This window comes from Gracilimonas amylolytica (assembly GCF_002911695.1).
In the GTDB taxonomy this organism is placed as follows: Bacteria; Bacteroidota; Rhodothermia; order Balneolales; family Balneolaceae; genus Gracilimonas; species Gracilimonas amylolytica.
The window spans coordinates 82,312-102,702 of the sequence record NZ_PQBS01000035.1 but is presented as its reverse complement, the minus strand read 5'-3'; the positions used below and the strand labels follow the sequence as shown (position 1 = coordinate 102,702).

Below are 20,391 nucleotides of genomic sequence, written 5' to 3'. Positions count from 1 at the left end.
AGTAGGTTAAATATTAAGTGCTTCCTCGACCAGGCGGTTTTGCTCGGCTTCATGGATCTTCTTCTGTCCTGCTGCCGGGGAAGCAGATGCCTGTCTCCCAACATAACGTAATTTCTGTCCGTCTTGCAACAGCTCCATGAATCGTGGAGCTACAAAGGTCCACGCGCCCATATTCTTAGGCTCTTCCTGACACCACACTATGTCTTTAATAGAGGTAAAATCTTTAAGCTGCTCTTCGATCTCATCATCCGCAAACGGATAGAATTGCTCGAGTCGGGCTATGGCAACATTGCTGATCTCATTTTCCTGTCTGTATTTCAGAAGATCGTAATAGACCTTACCGGAGCAGATCACTAAGCGTTTAAGATCCTTTGGATCCGTGAAATCTTTATCAATAATAAATGGCTGGAATTTACCATCTGCCAGTTCATCACGGCTGGAGGTTGCCATTGGATGACGTAAAAGACTCTTTGGTGTCATCAGAATCGCCGGGCGTTTTACCTCAGACAGAGCCTGACGGCGAAGCATGTGATAATACTGTGCCGGTGTGGTTACGTTCATAACCTGCATGTTATCCTCGGCACACAGCTGCAGATATCGTTCCAGTCTGGCAGAAGAGTGTTCCGGGCCCTGACCTTCATAACCGTGAGGAAGGTTCATCACCAGGTTAGAGCGCTGCCCCCATTTCGCCTCACTGGAGCTTACAAACTGATCGATAATGACCTGTGCTCCGTTGGCAAAATCACCAAACTGAGCTTCCCAGATCACCAGGGCATCCAGTTTTTCGGCACTGTAACCGAACTCGTAGCCAAGAGCAGCAAACTCACTGAGTAAGCTGTTGTAAACATGGAATTTTGCCTGATCCTCAGACAGATTATTCAACGGAATGAATTTCTGGTTCGTCTCGGTACCGTGAAGTACTGAATGCCGGTGAGAGAAAGTACCTCGTTCCACATCCTGACCTGTTAAACGGATCGTTGTTCCTGTTTTGAGGAGCGAACCGAATGCCAATAACTCGGCAAAACCCCAGTCGATCTTCTTCTCATTGTTATTGACGATCTCAGCACGCTTGGCCAACTGTTTCAGCAGTTTAGGATTGGCATCAAAATCTTTAGGTACGGTATTTAGTTTAACCGCAATTTCTTTGAGTTCCTCAGCTGAATAGGTGGTATCGGGGTAAGCTTTCCACTCATCCTGAGGAGTTTCAGTACGATCTATCAGGTTGTCGGTCACTTCGAGGTTCGGGGCTTTCTTGGCATCCTCAAAAGCTTCCTGTAATAACTGATCGAACTCATCAAAGATCTGCTGAGTTTCTTCTTTGGTCAGCTCGCCATTTTTAACGAGATGTTCAGTATATACATCACGCACCGGAGAATGATCGTTGATCTCTTTGTACATACCCGGCTGTGTAAACGCAGGTTCGTCGCCTTCGTTGTGACCGTGCTTACGATAACCGATAAGATCAATAACTACGTCTTTGCCAAATTTCTGGCGATAATCCAATGCCATTTGAATAGCGTGAACGGCTGCTTCAGGTGTGTCTCCGTTCACATGGAAGATCGGTGCCAATACGGTTTTTGCAATATCGGACGCGTATTCTGTTGAGCGGCCGTCTTTCGGAAGGGTGGTAAAACCGATCTGGTTATTGATGATAATGTGAACCGTTCCTCCTGTTTTATAACCTTCCAGTTGTGACATATTCAGGGTTTCAGTAACAACACCCTGACCTGCAAAGGCAGCATCCCCGTGCATCAGAACCGGTACTACGCGTTTTTCGGGATCTTCTTTGTCGTGATGATCCTGCATGGCTCTTACGGCTCCTTCAACTACAGGATTTACGGCTTCGAGGTGAGAAGGGTTAGGCATCAGTTGCAATTCGATCTCAGAACCATTGGCTGCTTTATGAATTCCTTTGGCACCAAGGTGATACTTCACATCCCCGGAACCCTGAATTGATGCAGGGTCGATGTTGCCTTCAAATTCTGCAAATACCTTGTGATACGGCTTATTCATGATGTTAACCAGCATGTTTAAGCGCCCGCGGTGTGCCATTCCTAAAAAGAATTTCTCAATACCGTGTACTCCGGCTTTTTCAAGCATGAAGTGGATCATAGGGATCAGCGTATCGGCTCCCTCTAAAGAAAAACGCTTGTGACCGATGTACTTTTTGTGCAGAAATTCCTCAAAGGCCATCGCCTGATTGAGTTTATGCAGGATCTCACGTTTATCATCCTTCGACAGCTGTGCATTATTACCGGTAGATTCCATGGCTTCACGCAACCATTTGCGTTCTTCCAGATCCAGGATGTGCATGTATTCCACACCAATGTTACCGCAATAGGTATCGCGGAGAAGATTCAGGATCTCACGCAGTGTAGCACGCTCTTTACCGCCTAAGCCACCGCAGTAAAATTCACGGTCCAGATCCCAGAGCGATAACCCATAATATTCAAGATCAAGCTCGGGATTCTTACCCGGTTCTTTACCAAGCGGATCCAGGTCTGCAAGAACATGACCGCGCATGCGATACATATTGATGAGGCGGTACACGCCAACCACACGCTGATCGTGCTCCAAGGTATTCTGACTGTCAGAGAATGGTCCGCTGTAATTATCTTCTCCATATGGAAGAGGCTCGTATGGGATATCGAGATCTGAAAAGATCTGATCATAAAAATCTTCCTGTCCGCTTAACAGATCATCAATCTTTTTCAGGAACATACCGGATTCGGCACCCTGAATAATGCGGTGGTCGTAGGTGGAAGTAACCGTCATTACCTTACTGACCCCCAACTGGTTCAGGATTTCTTTAGACATGGCACGGTACTCGGCCGGATAATCAATGGCACCGGTTGCAATAATAGCACCCTGTGTTTTCATAAGCCGGGGTACGGATGAAACAGTACCGATCGTTCCGGGATTAGTGATACTGATGGTTGTGCCTTGAAAATCTTCGATCTGAAGATTTCCGTTTCGGGCTTTGTCAACGAGTTCAGCATAAGCATGCAGGAACTCCTTGAAGTTCATTTTATCAACGCCCTTGATATTTGGTACAACCAGGTTACGGGAGCCATCTTTAGCCTGGAGGTCAACCGCTACACCGAGATTCACGGAATCTGGGATCACCCGATAGTGATTATTATCCTTGTACAGATAAGAGCTGTTCAGGTTTGGGAATTCTTTAAGGGCCCGAATGATCGCCCAGGCAATAAAGTGCGTGAATGAAGCCTTTGGCTCATTCCGCTGCAACAAATGCCTGTTGATGATCGCACGATCTTCAACCATCATTTTAACAGGAAGCACACGCAGGGAAGTGGCGGTAGGTACGTCAAGCGACTCATCCATGTTCTCGACGATCTTGGTAGCAACCCCTTTGATCTTCTCAAGCTGAGCATTTTTTGGAGCTTCCGGTTCCTTCTTAGGCGCTTGTTGTTGCGTCTGTTTTTGAGGACTTGCCTGAGTTTTTTGAGCCGGTGTAGATGTCGAACTGCTTTCAGAAGGCTGAAGATCTGCAGGTTCAGTTTGGTCGACCGGTTTACCTTCCAGCTCATCAAAATAACGCTTCCAGTGCGCAGGAACCGATGATGGGTCGTTTTGGTATTGATCGTATAATTCTTCTACAAGTGCGGAATTAGGGCCGAAGACGGCTTCAAGTGATTTCAATGGTCTGTTTAACCTCGTGCGGTATTTTTACAGCGATTTAAAGTGCTAATGTAAATTCCTTGAATATGATTCATTCTTAACCGATAACCGGTTTTAGAATTTAACCCTAAAATTAAGGATTACATATTTAAAAAACGATAAAACTTGGGGTCATAGAAGATGCAAAAAATTCAGTTGTTCTAACCTGTATTAATACAGTTTAAAAGAGTTAAAAAGTGTTGGATACGGGGACCTAAATTACTACAATTCAATAGACTATTGGAATGTAATATTTCCGGAATGGTGATTTATTTATGATCACTGAACACCAGGTAGTAGTCAGAGAGTTACCACATAACATAAAAGAATAAATGTCATGAGAATATTTAAAGAAGATCTGAAAGAAGTTGGCTTGGTTCTGATTTTTGTTTTGGGTGCTATACCGTTATTTGCTCAGCAAACCGGTTTAAAAAGTACTGATTATGAAAAATCACAATACTATATTGAGATGCGAGATGGGGTTAAACTTCATACAATCGTGTATGCTCCCAATGATGCCTCCCGTGATTACCCGATATTAATGACCCGAACTCCCTACAGTTGTGCTCCTTACGCTGAAGATGCCATTCCCGATAACATCATTAGAAATCCGGATCTGCAAGCCGAGGGATTTATCATTGTTTGCCAGGATGTAAGGGGAAGGTGGATGTCGGATGTCGGAAGGGCAATACACGACGATGACTCCAAACAGAACCGATGAAAGTATGGTGGATGAAAGCTCGGATACCTATGATACCATCGAATGGCTGATCAATAATATTCCCAACAATAATGGGAAAGTAGGGCAGTGGGGGATATCCTACCCCGGGTTTTATACCACAGCGGCCTTACCCGATGCGCATCCGGCTCTGGCTGCTTCTTCACCACAAGCTCCCATTGCCGATTTTTTCTTTGATGATTTCCACCACCATGGCGCTTACACTATGGGATATTGGTATGTGACCAATTTGTTTGGCTTGCAGCATGATGGCCCTACCGATACGTCTTGGTACGATTTTCCGGATGTGTTTACGAATGATATGTACCTGTTGTATTCAGAACTGACCCCGCTTAGCAAGTCATCGGAATACTATGGAGAAGAAAACTTCTTTTGGAAGGAATTATCAGAACACCCCAATTACGATGAATTCTGGCAAAGCCGAAATATACTTCCGCATCTGAAGGATATTGATCATCCGGTTATGACGGTTGGTGGTTGGTTTGATGCGGAAGATCTATACGGTCCGTTAAATACTTACAGGTCAATTGAGGAAAAGAATCCAGGCACCAAGAACATCCTCGTAATGGGGCCCTGGAGCCACGGACAATGGTCCAGCCCGAGTCCGCATCAAAGTGTTGGAGAGATCTATTTTGGGGAAGGGATCTCGGAATTCTACCGAAAAGAGATCGAATATCCCTTTTTCATGAAGTACCTGAAAGGTGCTGATCACGAAGAGTTACCTGAAGCTTATATGTATGATACCGGAAAAGGAGCATGGTCTACCTTTACGGAATGGCCGCCTAAAAATGCAGAAACGTCCACGTGGTTTTTCAATGGTGACGGGGCATTGGCAGACAAACCTTCAACATCTTCTGATACCTTTACAGAGTATATGAGTGATCCCGAAAATCCGGTTCCATATACTGAAAATGATGAATTAGTGTTCATTCCACGTGCTTATATGACATCCGATCAGCGATTTGCAGCAAGAAGGTCCGATGTGATCACTTTCGAGACGGAAGTACTTAAGGAGGATGTCACCCTGGCCGGAGATATACTTGCCAATCTATATGTTTCAACTACAGGAACGGCGTCAGATTTCTTTGTAAAACTGATCGATATTTATCCACCAAGCGTAGAGGAAGGAGAACACACTCCGGGTGGGGTGGAACTCGATAATTATCATCAGCTCGTCAGAAGTGAAGCGATTCGGGGACGGTTCAGAAACAGTTATGAAAAACCTGAGCCCTTCGAACCAAACAAAGTAACATATATAGACCTTCCGCTTCAGGATGTATATCACACCTTTAAAAAAGGGCATAAGATCCAGGTTCAGATCCAGAGTACCTGGTTCCCTTTGTTTGATCTGAATCCTCAATCCTATGTGCCGAACATTTTTAAAGCGAGTGAAAGTGATTTTATTAAGGCAACTCAGCGAATTTATCACACATCAGAATACCCGAGCAGTTTAGAAGTGAAGGTATTGCGTTAGTGTTGAGACTCTCTTATTTGATCAGCCCGCAATCTAAAAAGATCAGCGGGCTTTTTTTATTTAATGAACTCTTCTTTAAGCTTTAATTCGCTTTTTTCTAGCCCTATATTCATAGTTTAAATAAAACCGTGAAAAACGCATTTACTGCTAAATAATCAAGGAATGAGCGAGACTACTGAGAACAAAAAGACCGGCGCAGAAAATATAAACTGGGATCTGTCTGATCTTTACACCTCCAACGATGACCCAAAACTGGCCGGGGATAAAAAATCTATTCTCAAGGAAGCTGAAGAATTCTCAAAAAAATACCGTGGTAAGATCGCGGAACTTTCAGCCGGGGAATTCAAAAATATGCTGGACGGGTACGAGGCTATTCTGGATACCTCCGGTAAAATTGGTTCGTTCGCTTACCTGCAGTGGTCAACCGATACCGGCAACACCGATTATGGAAAATTGGTAGCTGAAACGAATGAATTGTCCTCAGAGATCTCCCAAAAACTGGTATTTCTGGATGTAGAATGGTTAAAGATCCCGGAAGAAGAAGCTCAAAAGCTGATCGAAAGTGATGAGCTGAAAAAGTATAAACACTACCTGGAAAGTTCCCGTCGGTATAAAAACCACGTGCTTGAAGAAGGGCAGGAAAAGATCATGTCGGCCAAATCTGTTACCGGACGCAGTGCCTGGGTTCGGTTTTTTGATGAAACACTCGGTGCTGCTAAATTTGAGCTGGATGGAGAAGAACTGAGTGAGCAGGAAGTACTCAGCAAGCTCCATGAGAGTGACAGAGATCTTAGGGTTAGAGCTCATGCTTCGTTGACCAAAAAATTCAAAGAACTTGGGCGTCAGTTAACGTTCATTTTTAATACCATTCTGGCCGATAAATCCATCAATGATAAACTTCGCCAGTACGATAATTGGATCGATTCCAGAAATCTCGCCAATCAGACCAACCGGGAAACGGTTGATGCGTTAGTCAATTCTGTGACCGGCCAATATGAGCTAGTTCAGCGATACTACAAGCTGAAGAAAAAGCTGCTTGGCCTGGATGAGATGAAGGATTATGACCGCTATGCTCCCATGCTACAGAATGAAGCGACCATCAAATGGGATTCTGCCCGTGATATGGTATTGGAATCCTACTCAAAATTTCACCCCAAAATGGGAGAGATCACCAAGGAGTTTTTTGAGAAGAACTGGATCGATGCAGCGATAAAACCGGGCAAACGGGGTGGGGCCTATTCTGCGGGCACGGTTCCTTCGGTTCACCCCTACGTTTTTATGAACTTTGACGGCAAGATCCGTGATGTGCAAACACTGGCTCACGAACTGGGGCATGGAGTACACCAATATCTATCAAGACAGCAAGGAGTTCTGCAATCATCAACCCCGCTTACAACGGCAGAAACCGCGTCTGTATTTGGGGAAATGCTGGTGTTCCAGAAACTCATGAAAGAACTGGATGATCCGAAAGAAAAGCTGGCTCTGCTGGTTGGTAAGATCGATGATACTATTGCCACAGTGTTTCGTCAGATCTCTATGAACCGGTTTGAAAACGCTATTCATACTGCCCGCCGCGAAGAAGGGGAACTAACCACTGAAAGATTCTCAGAATTATGGATGGAACAGCAGAAAGCGTTGTACGGCGATTCCGTTACTTTGACTGAGGAATATGGTATCTGGTGGAGTTATATCCCTCATTTTCTGCACACACCGGGTTATGTATATGCCTACGCATTTGGTGAATTGCTGGTACTGGCTCTTTACGAAGAGTACACCCAGCGTCCAGATGGATTTTCAGATAAATACCTGGAGTTACTAAGTGCAGGTGGCTCCGAATGGCCGGAAGATCTAGTGGCCAAAATGGGACTTGATATTACTCAACCTGATTTCTGGCAAAAAGGATTGAATTCATTCAGAAAAATGGTGGAAGAAGCAGAAGAAATGGCCGAGCAGATATAGTCGCTTTCACCACTCAGCACCAAACAGGAAAGTGTGCAAAGAATTTGCTACACTTAAATAGAATTACACATTTAGAAATAAATTAAAAAATGTCATTAGATCGACAGGATAAAGCACTCAGAGAGTTTAAGCAGATCATACAAGACCTGGTTCACTTACTGAGGACATCCACCGGGGTGGAATTGGCACATATGTGTTGGGTGAACCGATCGCGGGAACAGTTTGTGTGGGAGACAAACAGTACGCAACTGCCAAACGTAATGTTTAAGGATCGGGTGAATTTTGAGAATCATTTTTTAAATGAGTTTCAGGATGCTGAAGACCTTGTACAGCTGATTGTAGGCGAAGATATTTCAAAAGCCAAGTTGATGCATTATTTTGATTTTGTGCAGGCGAAAAGCATACTCATCATACCTTTTATCAACAAAGGAGAGACCGTGGCCCTGACGGTTCTGGAAAGTGAAAAAGAGATCGATCAGGAGAGGATCCATGACCGGATCGTATCCTATAACAATGCCCTTGTGAATGTTTTGGATACCTATCTCGAAGTAGTGGATCTGCATGAGGGACAGGAGGAATGGGAGAAATATGAAAAATCGCTGAAAAAGATTGACTACCGTCAACACAGGGTAGAGATCGTACAGAACATGCTGAACGAGGCTCAGGCTCTTTTGCCAAACGGAGGAGCTGTGATGCTGGCGCCCGGTATGGAATCATGGAATCTGGTACTAAGGGCTGTGAATGCTAAAAATGCCCCCGAACTTGGCCTGCAACTGCAGGAAAAAAGTGTTGCCTACGATGCACTTGAAAAAGGGGAGTCTGTGTTCACCATGCATTTCAATAATAATCCCCGAAGGATCTCATCCTCTGAAAAGCGAACCGATGGAGCCTCCCTTGCCATCCCGATCATGATCAACGACCGCAGGCAGGGTGTGATCGTGTGTTACGATAATGATCCCCTGACCTTTAAGGAATCAACCAAACATAAGCTTAATAATTTGGTTCGGATCGCCTCACTTAGTATTCAATCCTCCGTTAAAAAATCTGACATGGTGGATGAATTGTTTACCCAGAATTTTGGGGCTTACATGCCTGAACTTTGGGAGCTCAGCCTGACTCACGAACTGGAACGCCTCAAACGAGGGGGCACAGATAATACCTGGATCGGTTTTATAGCCCCGGATGATGTTTCGGCATTACGTACAAAATATCGTCTTGAGGACCTTCAGAGAATTCAGGCCGATTTTGTAAGTGCTCTCAACCCGTCAAAATTTGGGATACCCGGTTTTATGGGCTACAATTCTGATTATGTGTATCTGTTTGTGATTCAGAGTGATGATGAAGAAGCTGTTTCAAACTGGGTTGAGAAAGTGAAATCGAAAATGGAATATGGCTTAAAACTGTCGATCGGTGGTTCTATAAGGGCTGAGTTTAAAGCGGGTTACACTAAGCTAACGGATGATACGGTAAACAACTATCAGGCAGTAGACCGTGCAAAAAAAGCTTTGAATAATGTAATGAACGACAGTGAGAACAAGGTAGCAGAGGGGTAATGGGGAACGTATATCTGATCGTTATCGACGGACTTGGAGTGGGGGCACAGGAAGATGCTGCGGAATATGGGGATTCCGGAATGAATACCCTGGGGCATGTTTCTGAAGCAACAAGGGTCAAACTACCTAACCTTCAAAAATTTGGGATCGGCAATATAATTTCGCTGGCTTCGATTCCTGAAAATAAAGAACCACTGGCTGCCTATGGAAAATTGAGAGAAGTTTCTGCCGGTAAAGATTCTACCACAGGCCACTGGGAGATCTCAGGCATACAGCTCGATCGCCCTTTCCCAACATACCCTGATGGTTTTCCGGAAGAAGTCATCCAAGCCTTTTGTCAGGAAATTGGAGTGGAAGAGGTATTGTGTAATAAACCCTATTCGGGAACTGATGTGATCAGAGATTACGGGAAAAAGCATATGGAGACCGGCTTCCCGATCGTATATACCTCTGCTGACAGCGTGTTTCAGGTAGCTTGCCATGATGAAGTGGTCTCAGTTGAAAAACTATATGAATGGTGTGAGATCGCAAGAAAAAAGGTCTGCGTTGGAGAGCATGAGGTTGGAAGGGTCATTGCCCGGCCTTTTACGGGTAATCCCGATAAATTTGAACGAATTTCAGACAAGAGACACGATTACTCATCCATTCCACCCGATAATAATGTGGTAAAACAACTTCATGAATCCGGTATCATTACGATCTCCGTAGGAAAAGTAGCTGATCTGTTTGCCGGTGAAGGATTTTCAGGATCTTACCCCACCAAAAGTAATGCGCAGGGTATTGCAGAACTTCTGAGCCTCATGTCATCCAAACTCGAGAATAGTTTCGTGTTCGTGAATTTGATCGATACCGATCAGTTATTTGGCCATCGACTGGATCCCGAGGGCTTTGCCGGCAGCCTGCAAGAATTTGATAAAGCACTGCCTGCTATTGTATCAAAGATCAGGGAAGAAGATCTGCTCATCATAACCGGAGATCATGGAAACGACCCGTGTTCAGACAGTACGGATCATTCCAGGGAATTTGTACCATTGCTGATATTTCCGAAAGGGGCTGCGGTTCAGGAAAATCTGGGAGTCGGAGATACGTTTTCAGATATTGCTAAAAGTGTAGCTTCCTTTTTTAAACTATCGAATGATTTCCCCGGAAAATCATTTATTAAATAAAAGAACTCAAATTGAGTGAACCGCAAAAACCTGATAATGCGTATTTAAAATTGAGGCAATTATTGCTTATATTTGCTAATTGTAAATTTTATTAAGTCGCAGGCGCAATATTTATACTTAGCACGCGTGATTATCTAAGGTTACACATAATTGTCTGCGCACCTGCTTACTCTAACATTCATTAAACCATACATACACAGTGGCAAAAAGTTCTGGAATCTCTACTCGTGAGTCAGAGTCATTAGATCGCTATCTGCACGAAATTGGAAAAGAGAAATTAATTACACCGGATGACGAAGTTCGTCTGGCCAAAGAAATTCAGAAAGGGAGTCAAAGAGCACTTGAAGATCTTACGAAAGCTAATCTGCGTTTCGTTGTATCTGTAGCAAAACAATATCAGAATCAGGGCCTTTCTTTAGGAGACCTGATCAATGAGGGTAATCTTGGTTTGATCAAAGCAGCCAAGCGTTTTGATGAAACCCGTGGATTTAAATTCATTTCTTATGCTGTTTGGTGGATCCGTCAGTCAATTCTTCAGGCATTAGCTGAACAGTCCCGTATTGTACGTCTGCCGCTTAACAGGGTAGGTGCACTTAACAAGATCGGTAAAGAACTTTCAAAGTTAGAGCAGGAATACGAACGTGTACCTTCTGCTCACGAGCTTGCAGAAAGCCTTGAGATGAGCGTTGGTGAAGTAGCAGATACCCTGAAGATCTCAGGTCGCCACCTCTCAATGGATGCTCCTTTTGCACAGGGTGAGGATAACCGCCTGCTTGACGTTCTCGAAAACGAAGAGATCCCGAATCCTGATTTTGACCTGATGGGGGAATCCCTGAAAGTCGAGATCGAACGAGCTCTTTCTAAGCTCACTACCAGAGAGGCAGAGGTCATCCGCTTGTATTTTGGAATTGGACGTGAGCATTCGCTTACTTTGGAAGAGATCGGTGAGCGTTTTGACCTGACCCGTGAGCGTGTGCGTCAGATCAAAGAAAAAGCACTCAGAAAGCTGAGACATCATAACCGTAGTGCTGCTTTAAGAGCTTATTTAGGCTAATATTTTAGTTTTTATCGTGAGATAAGCCCTGCATATGACTTCATATGTGGGGCTTTTTATTTTATAACACTTTATGAGCTACTAATACCCATTCGTTTGCGTTACATTTACAGTCATGAAACAGATCATTTTGCCATTATTGTTAGTGCTTGGCCTTTCAGAAATGCTAATGGCTCAGCGTTATCCATTCAGGTCCTTTTCCATTGAACAGGGTTTGAGTGAATCTGTTGTGTATGATATTGCTCAGGATGACGACGGGTATATCTGGCTGGCTACAGGATTTGGGTTGAACCGATATGATGGAATCAACTTTCAAAACTATTTTGTAGAACAGGGATTGAACAGTAACCGGCTTCGGTCCCTTTTGAAAGATTCCAAAGGCCGCATCTGGATTGGATCTGAATCGGGGGTTAATTATATAAAAACGGACAGCATCTACTACCATTCAGATTATGAGGCTTTAAATAACAGCACGGTCATAAGCATTTATGAAGATATGCTGGGGGACCTCTGGTTCGGTACTGACGGGAATGGGGTATGGCACTATTCCGATGGCATTCAGATCGCCCAATACACCACTTCAAATGGAATGGGTGATAACAGGATAAGGGCCATTGATGAGGACGAGGATGGGACATTATACTTTGCAACAAGAGATGGCTTAACGGTACTCGAAAATGGTAATTTCAGAACATACAGAGTGGATAATGGATTACCTGCAAATAGGATCAGGGACGTAGAAGTCGACCAAAATGGAACGGTATGGATAGGAACCCGAAATGGATTGGTAAAATTTGAGGATCAGAATTTTGAAGTATATGATGAACAGGATGGTCTGATAAATAATTTGATACGGACTGTTTCGGTGAATGATGATGGGCACCTGTGGATAGGGACGGAGGGTGGCATTAGTTTCTTTGATGGAAACGGCTTTAAAAACTTTGATGTAGGATCCGGACTCTCGAACGAGATCATATATTCAAGTCTGATCGATCTTGAGGAAAATACCTGGTTTGGAACTTTTGGTGGTGGTGTCAATTATTTCACCGGAGATTATTTTGCCAATTATGATACAGAGAATGGCCTGACAAATAACCTGATCACATCTTTTACAGAAGATGAGCAAGGAAGGATCTGGATCGCCACCTATGGCGGGGGTATAAATATCTTTGATAAGGGCACTTTAGAACCATATCAATACAACTCTTTGTTACCGGACAATCAGATCTACACCTTATTAAAAGATTCAAAAAAGGATATATGGATAGGAATGCGAGAAGGTCTGGCTAAGGTTGTAAATCAGGAACTTGTAATTATAGAAGATGCAGAATTTCCCTTTCGAAAAGTACGAAACGTCATGGAAGCTTCGGATGGCAGTTATTGGATCAGTACCTACGATGATGGAATTGTTCGATATAAAGAAGGGGAGTATGAGCAGATCACCGCTGAAGAGGGCATCATAAGTAATCGTGTTCTGGACTCTGTAGAAGGGGATGATGGGTCGGTCTGGATCGCTACATATGGTGGTGTTACAAGGTATTTAGAAGGGGAATTTCAAAGCTTTGCCATTCAGGAAGGACTGCCGAATAATGCCGTTATGAATCTGATGCGTGATGAGGATGGTACGATCTGGGCCGCAACATTTGGCGGGATCGCCTGGTTCGATGGATTGAAATTTCAGAGTATTACCGTAGAAGATGGCCTTCCGGACGATGTATCCTATTTCATTCATAAGAACTCTCAGGGGTATTATTGGATCGGTTCAACGGCTGGAGTAATACGGTTTGAAAAAGAAACGTATTTCAACTCCAATGAAAGAAATCGAAATCTGAGTTTTAAGATCCTGAATAAAGAATTAGGATTGATAACAAACGAGTTGAATCTTGGAGCTGTGTATGAAGACAGTCAGGGTTCCATGTGGTTTGGTACGGTTGAGGGTTTCAGCCGATTCTTTCCGCAACGATATGAAGTTAGTCAGGTGCCTCCCTTAGTCCATATTACCGGAGTGAATGCCTCGGGTAGGGAATACGAACCAGACAGTGAATTCAAATTATCGCACAGAGAAAATTATGTAGAGATCAATTACACAGGGATCAATTATTCTGCGCCTAATCAGATCCTTTATGAATATCGTTTAAGTGGAATCGATCCCGACTGGCAAAGAACCAACGGAAGAAGTGTGAAATATCCATCACTCCCGCCCGGTGATTACACGTTTAGAATACATGGCAGAAATGTAAACGGAGCATGGAGTCCTGATGTGGAGGAACTGAAGTTTGTGATTTCAGCCCCATTCTGGATGCAGTGGTGGTTTTGGATACTTATGGCCTCTGTGGTTATTGGGATCATCTACCTATTCTACAATTACTACAGGGCCCGTAAAATGATCGATATTGAACGGATGCGGGTGCGAATTGCCAGTGACCTTCATGATGATGTGGGCGCAAGCCTGACCGAGATCGCACTGCAATCAGACTTTTTACAAACCGGGGAGGTTCAGGGAGAGATTCGCAAATCGTTAGCACAAATAGGTGAACAGTGCCGAAAGATCGTGTCTAGCCTCGATGATATTGTATGGTCTATCGACGCCAGGAATGATACCCTGGGTGACTTAACCGATCGTATGCAAGATTATGTGTTAAACACCCTTGAAAAGAAAAACATGGATGTATGGTACGATTTTGATAACCTGAATATGGACAACAAACTGCCCGTATCGGTTAAGGAGAATTTGTACCTGATCTTCAAGGAAGCCGTGAACAACATCGCCAAGTATTCTAATGGGGATAGGGTGATCATTAAAATGGAAAATCAAAATGGAAGCTTTGAATTCTATATATTTGATAACGGCAGTACCGGAAAAGGAACCAAAAAAACCGGACACGGACTTCGTAATATGGAAATGCGAGCCAAAAGGATCGGAGCAGATATTAATATTAAAACAGAGAACGGTTTCTCGATCACCGTGAAAGGAACTTTAAAACCGAACCAAAGGTGACATTATGGCCATCATCGGAATTGTAGAAGACAACAAAAAGATCAGAGATCTAATACAGCGATATCTTGATATGCAGAAAGATATGGAATGTCCGGTTGCGGTAGATTCTGTAGAAGAGATGCTGGAATATCTTGAAGAGCACAAACATCCGGATGTGATGCTAATGGATATACAGTTGCCGGGCATGTCTGGGATCAAGGGTATGGAAGTTATCAAAGGCAAATACCCGAATATTGAGATCATCATGTTGACGGTTTACCATGATTCACACAAGATTTTCGATTCGTTGAAAGCAGGTGCGTCAGGATACTTACTAAAGCATACATCGCTGCCTGAGATAAAGGAATCCATTGAAAACCTGCTGAAAGGAGGAGCACCTATGTCACCGCAGATCGCCAGAAAAGTGATCTCACATTTTAACGAGGAAGCCCCCAAAAAGAATGAAGACAGCATGCTCACCAATCGTGAACAGGATATTGTGAACGGTTTGGTGGATGGATTGAGTTATAAACTAATAGCAGACCGATATGATATTTCTATAGATACCGTGAGAGCTCATATCCGGAATATTTATAAAAAACTGCATGTAAATTCTAAAGCAGAAGTGATCGCGAAATCATTGAGAGGAGAAATTTAGCCTAACATTATCATGTGACTTATTTTTTCTTTCTTATGTTGCATTTTCAGTGTAGAAATTAATAATCACTTAGAAGGTGAGACCCATGAAAGCTCCAACATTATTTAACCGACTGTCCCTATTAGTTATACCATTTCTCTTTTCGGGATGCTATACACAATTTCAAGCTTACGACAGAACTTCAGGTGAACAGGATCGCTATTCAGATTATTATGCCTGGGATGGATTTGAGGATGGAAGAGAGAATCCCGATGCTGTAAGGTCATACGCCTACGACGAGTACAGTGAGAGTCAGGCCCGCAAAGCCTACTCCGCTGGTTACTATGATGATGACTATGCTGAACTGGAAGAAGCGGGTATCTACTATAAAGATTATGAGACAGAGAAGTGGTATAAAGAAAATTATGCCAATAACGTGTACTGGGAAGGTTATGAAGATGGTTACGGCAACGGTTATGAAGACGGCTTTGATGGGGGATATGAAAGAGCGGCTCAAAAATATGCAAGTAGATCTTACTTCTATGGTTACAAGCCATGGGCTTACAACAGCTGGTATCTGAATAGTCATCGATTCCACAGACATTTTATTTGGGGAGCCGGATTTGGTTTACACTTTGGTGGATATAGTGGACTTTGGGTCTCTAACTGGCCTTACGACATGTACAGCTCATCCGGATATTGGTACTATGATAATTTTGGTTATTTGAGATATAACTACTATCCATACTATAGTTCGTTTGGTTATGGTTACGCAGGTTTTTACGGTAACCCCTACTACAATACGCTGGTGATCTACAACGATTATAACCGAACAAACCGTTACAGAAGAAGTGCAGAACTGTATCGGAAGGGTCCAAGAAACAGTGGGCTGGTCAACAGAGATTCATACAGAAGCAGATCAAAGTCTGATTACACTCCAAGAACCAGAGGTTCATCCGTCAGGTCCAGAGGCTTAAACAGCAGTACAAGAGTCAGAAGTACCGGTAGGTCTGGATCAGTGGGCAGAAGTTCTGGAAACGTAACCCGTTCAAGAGGAACTTCCGGCAGCGGATCTAGCCGATCACGAGGATCAGGAAACAACATCAATCGCTCAAGATCCGGTGATGCAGGTTCAGGTGCATCTGTTGGAAGATCAAGAACCAACAACCGATCAGGCAGTGGTGTAACCAGATCCCGGACGTCATCTGATAATAGTTCTTCAAGAAGCAGGGGGGCAGGTAACCTGAGTTCAAGTAACAGCAGAAATGATATCGAAAGATCTTCTGCATCACGGATCAGTCGTTCCATATACTCCGTTCCTGTAAAAAGGGTGGAAACTAACAGAAGAGTTAACACCAGCAGAAGCTCATTTTTAAATAATAGAAGTTCGTTTAGATCTGCTCAGACCAGAAACTCTTATGATCTGAAGCTTGGAAACAGAAACGTTAGAAGTAACAAGAGTACTTCAGTGTTTGGGCGCACAATCCGCAAAGCGATCAATAACTCTTCATCCAGAAGCAGTAGTGTAAGCCGTAGTTCTAAGACCCGAAACGTTACTCGAAGTACAAACACTCGCAGCAGTTCAAAAAGTACTTCCAGAAGTTCCGGTTCAAGTAAACGTTCGCGCGGCGGGAACTAAGCGGATCATTTAAAACAGACGGTATCATTAAATCAGGCTAATCAATGAAGAGACTATATCTACTCTTAGTAACCGTTGTGTTATTTAGCGGTTCTCTGCTGGCTCAAAACGGATTGAGTCCTGCCAGTTACCCGAATCTGGCATTGGAATTCAGCAATCAAAATATGAATGGAAACCCTTTGTCTTTCATGCCCTCTGTAGCTGATGGTTATGGGTTTGGCAGTTATGTGGATAACCCGGCCTCCATGGCGTTCTTAAAGGAATCTCAGTTTTCATTTAGTCTATTCAATCAAAATACTCAAACCGAGAACACCTATTTAGGAAATGAAATTGATGCAGAACATTCTGCCACTAAACTCGGTGATATGGGGTTTGTGTATAAATTCCCAACAAGGCAGGGAAGTTTTGTAATTGGAGGTGGATATAATCGTACTACATCCACGAATAGTGCTTATCGAGTATCCGGGAGGAATAACGACAATACGATCACCGATTCTTTTCTGGATCCGAACAGTGAGTATAACGAGCTGGCTTTTCAAACCTATGCTATCGATTGGGGTGATGTCGATTCAACCTATCTGGAATCAATTTTCAGAATTGGCTTTCCACCGGGTACCTTTCCGGGTATTGATCAGGAGGCCGATATCAGGTATTCCACATATATGGGTGAGTATTCTTTCTTTGCCGCCACGGAATTCATGAAAGACCTGTTTTTCGGATTTTCAGCCAGTTATGTATCAGGAGAATATACCTACCGGCGCGATTTTCTTGAGTACGATTCACAAAATGACTATGACGGCACATTTATAGAAGGCAGTGATATAGATAATATATTTGTTCAGGATGAAATTGACGTCGATGTGTATGGTGGAAAATATCGGGCCGGAATCGTTTACAAAATATTTTCAGGCGTGAACATTGGAGCGAGTTATATGCTTCCTGCAACCATAAGAGTTTCAGAGAATTACTACTCGTCTATAGAAACTTCCCTGGATGACGGTTCAGAGCCCTTCTTTTATGATGTAGCGAGTGATGGCGGTTTCCGGTATCGAATTGAACAGCCCGGAGAACTTAAGATAGGAGCAGCCTTAAAAGATCTTGCCGGTTTCTCAGTATCAGCTTCTGCTGAGTATATTAACTATGAGAACATGGAGATCGACTTTATATCAGACAGCGACCTGAGGCTAGTGGATGAGGTAGATCTGAGGGCACAGCAGGAAGACCTGAACGGTTTTATGGAATCGAATTATAATTCAGTGACCAACTTCAAGATCGGGGTTGGCAAACAACTTAATGATCAGGCAGGGATTCGCGCAGCCTATTCATTCAGGCCTGCAATAAGTGAATTAACTCCCGGAGATACCAAGATCTACTCAGCAGGATTTGATATCAAGTTGGGCAATGGATTCATTATGGATGTTTCAGGGCATTACCTGACGAAGGATGATCGTTCTGAGTTGTATAATTACATCGATTTTGATGATCAGCCTCAGTCTACAACATTTGATATCTCTAAACAGGACGTAAGGATACAAGTGGGCTTTAAAGTCTTATTTTAAAGCCACTTCTTTTTTCTGAAATAAATAAGCATGAATACGGTCGTGATGATCATCACGACCCACACAGCGGGATAAGCCCACCTTACTGAAAGCTCAGGCATATACTCAAAATTCATTCCGTAGATACCAGCTAAAAACGTCAATGGTATAAAAATGGTGGCAATGATGGTCAATACCTTCATGACCTCATTCATTTTATTGCTGACCTGTGACATATACATATCCAGCATACCAATGATCATATCCCGGTAGTTTTCAATCCCATCAATGATCTGCACCAGGTGGTCGTGAACATCCCGAAAATAGATCTTATTATCTTCGTTTATGAGGGGAGATTCCTCCCTCAGTAAATTATTGAGGCTGTCACGGAGTGGCCAGATCGCTTTTCTGAAATACAAGACTTTTCTTCTCAAAGCATGAATTTGTTCAGGTATGTCATCATCAACATTAGTCAGAATGTGTTCCTCAAGAACTTCAATTTCATCCCCTAATCGTTCCATGACCTTGAAGTAATGATCGACCACGGTATCCAGAAGGGCATAAGCCAGGTAGTCCGGTCCCTCTTTACGAAGTCTTGGAGCATTATTCCTTAACCGATGAAGAACCGGTTCAAAGATCGGAAAATCATCTTCCTGAAAAGACAGAACACTGTCCTCACTTAATACAATGCTCACCTGTTCCACATTCAGTTCACCGGTTTCCTCGACAATACTCATCATGCGGAGTACAAAAAATACCTGATCCGGATACTCCTCGATCTTTGCTCTTTGATTGGTATTCAAAATGTCTTCCTGAATAAGTGGATGAAGCCCAAAATACCCCCAGATCTCTTTCAGCTTTTCAACATCGTGTAAACCCAGTACGTTTATCCATGTTTTTGAGGGAGATTCTAAGTAGGGTTTACTTTCTTCAATATCAGAAATATCAAATTCACCTAATTGATGCACATCATAATCACATAGATTCATTTGTATATTTTCGATCCGTTTTTCGCCGGTAAAATGCAGGGTTCCAGGTGCCTGTCCGGGTTTTTTGGAATGTTTTCTATGACGAAGAAAATGGGGAACGGGAATTCTTCTGGATAACTTTTTTACCATGGGATGGGGGTCAATTAATTGTGTTCAGTCATTAGTATAAATAAAAAAAGTCCTGCATGTTAACATGCAGGACTTTTAATTGGAGAAATCCAAAATTAACTATTTATTAGTTGCCTATACGACCTTCTTCAGCAGCTTTTTTGAGTTCATCATTTGCCCAGATCGCGATCTCAACCCGGCGATTTTGTTGTCGACCTGCATCAGTATCGTTGGTTGCCACGGGTTGTTCTTCTCCATAACCTACAATGGTCATCCTTTCAGAATCAACTCCGGTAAAGGCTGCATACTCTGCAACGGAACGTGCTCTTTTCTCAGACAGGTCCTGATTGTAAGCTTCAGAACCGCGACTGTCAGTGTGACCACCAAACATTATATTGGTGTCTTCATACTTATTCAGGATCTCTGATAGCTTGGCAATATTTTCTTTCGATTGTTCTTTAAGTTCAAAGGAGTCAAAATCGAAAAGAATACCAGAATCAAAAGTGATCTTGATTCCTTCTCCAACTCGTTCTACAGTGGCATTTTCAAGGTCTTCTTCAAGTTCTCGTGCCTGACGGTCCATATAGTTACCTATGGCAGCACCGGTAGCTCCACCCACAGCTGCGCCCACAATGGCACCGGTTGTTGTGTTGCCGGCTGCTTTACCTATCACAGCTCCAGCCAATGCTCCTGCCCCGGCTCCAATGGTAGTACCTTTCGCAGTTTTACTCCAGTTCTGACATGCAGAAAATGGAAGAACCAACAGTAACCCGATTATTATATATTTTAAACTTTGTGTTTTCATAGTGTTCATCTCTTTAGTTCATATTCATTGTTATTAAACAACATAAGATAAAAAAGTTCCGCTTAACAAAGC

General features: G+C 43.2%; 13 protein-coding genes. 10 read left to right on the top strand and 3 right to left on the bottom strand.

Annotated features, from left to right (window positions below; all coding sequences use genetic code 11):
• Positions 1-6: 6 nt before the first annotated feature.
• Positions 7-3,663, bottom strand: a complete 3,657-nt coding sequence (locus tag C3B73_RS08425) for a multifunctional oxoglutarate decarboxylase/oxoglutarate dehydrogenase thiamine pyrophosphate-binding subunit/dihydrolipoyllysine-residue succinyltransferase subunit (RefSeq protein WP_103665159.1) — start codon at positions 3,661-3,663, stop codon at positions 7-9.
• Between the two features lie 355 nt (positions 3,664-4,018).
• Here C3B73_RS08425 and C3B73_RS14025 point away from each other — a divergent pair, with 355 nt between their 5' ends.
• The 10 genes from C3B73_RS14025 (at position 4,019) to C3B73_RS08380 (ending at position 18,438) form a co-directional block, all read left to right on the top strand.
• Positions 4,019-4,402 carry a CocE/NonD family hydrolase gene (locus C3B73_RS14025; RefSeq protein ID WP_198597317.1) on the top strand — a complete coding sequence of 128 codons (384 nt, stop codon included), beginning with the start codon at positions 4,019-4,021 and terminating at the stop codon, positions 4,400-4,402.
• A complete protein-coding gene (locus C3B73_RS08420; protein ID WP_232803106.1) occupies positions 4,380-5,894 on the top strand; it encodes a CocE/NonD family hydrolase in 1,515 nt (504 codons plus the stop codon). Before C3B73_RS14025 ends, C3B73_RS08420 begins: the two co-directional genes overlap by 23 nt.
• A gap of 162 nt (positions 5,895-6,056) precedes the next feature.
• On the top strand, positions 6,057-7,853 hold the full coding sequence (locus C3B73_RS08415) for a M3 family oligoendopeptidase (RefSeq protein WP_103665158.1): 1,797 nt from the start codon (positions 6,057-6,059) through the stop codon (positions 7,851-7,853).
• Between the two features lie 89 nt (positions 7,854-7,942).
• Positions 7,943-9,406: a GAF domain-containing protein gene (locus C3B73_RS08410; RefSeq protein ID WP_103665157.1), complete on the top strand. Its 1,464-nt coding sequence runs from the start codon at positions 7,943-7,945 to the stop codon at positions 9,404-9,406.
• Positions 9,406-10,572, top strand: a complete 1,167-nt coding sequence (locus C3B73_RS08405; protein ID WP_103665156.1) for a phosphopentomutase — start codon at positions 9,406-9,408, stop codon at positions 10,570-10,572. Before C3B73_RS08410 ends, C3B73_RS08405 begins: the two co-directional genes overlap by 1 nt.
• A 199-nt stretch (positions 10,573-10,771) precedes the next feature.
• Positions 10,772-11,626 carry a sigma-70 family RNA polymerase sigma factor gene (locus C3B73_RS08400; RefSeq protein WP_020402403.1) on the top strand — a complete coding sequence of 285 codons (855 nt, stop codon included), beginning with the start codon at positions 10,772-10,774 and terminating at the stop codon, positions 11,624-11,626.
• Positions 11,627-11,741: 115 nt separating this feature from the next.
• Positions 11,742-14,624: a sensor histidine kinase gene (locus C3B73_RS08395; protein WP_103665155.1), complete on the top strand. Its 2,883-nt coding sequence runs from the start codon at positions 11,742-11,744 to the stop codon at positions 14,622-14,624.
• A gap of 4 nt (positions 14,625-14,628) precedes the next feature.
• Positions 14,629-15,261 (top strand): response regulator transcription factor, encoded by a 633-nt coding sequence (locus C3B73_RS08390; protein ID WP_103665154.1) that lies wholly within the window; start codon positions 14,629-14,631, stop codon positions 15,259-15,261.
• An 85-nt stretch (positions 15,262-15,346) separates the two neighbouring features.
• On the top strand, positions 15,347-16,879 hold the full coding sequence (locus tag C3B73_RS08385) for a hypothetical protein (RefSeq protein WP_103665153.1): 1,533 nt from the start codon (positions 15,347-15,349) through the stop codon (positions 16,877-16,879).
• 44 nt (positions 16,880-16,923) lie between these two features.
• Complete coding sequence (locus C3B73_RS08380; RefSeq protein ID WP_103665152.1) at positions 16,924-18,438, top strand: hypothetical protein; 1,515 nt, start codon at positions 16,924-16,926, stop codon at positions 18,436-18,438.
• On the opposite strand, the gene corA is transcribed toward C3B73_RS08380, so the two are convergent.
• Positions 18,435-19,535, bottom strand: coding sequence for a magnesium/cobalt transporter CorA (gene corA, locus C3B73_RS08375; protein WP_103665151.1), 1,101 nt, complete (start codon positions 19,533-19,535; stop codon positions 18,435-18,437). The two genes, C3B73_RS08380 and corA, sit on opposite strands and share 4 nt — an antisense overlap.
• Before the next feature lie 106 nt (positions 19,536-19,641).
• Positions 19,642-20,319, bottom strand: a complete 678-nt coding sequence (locus C3B73_RS08370) for an OmpA family protein (RefSeq protein WP_103665150.1) — start codon at positions 20,317-20,319, stop codon at positions 19,642-19,644.
• Positions 20,320-20,391 lie beyond the last annotated feature (72 nt).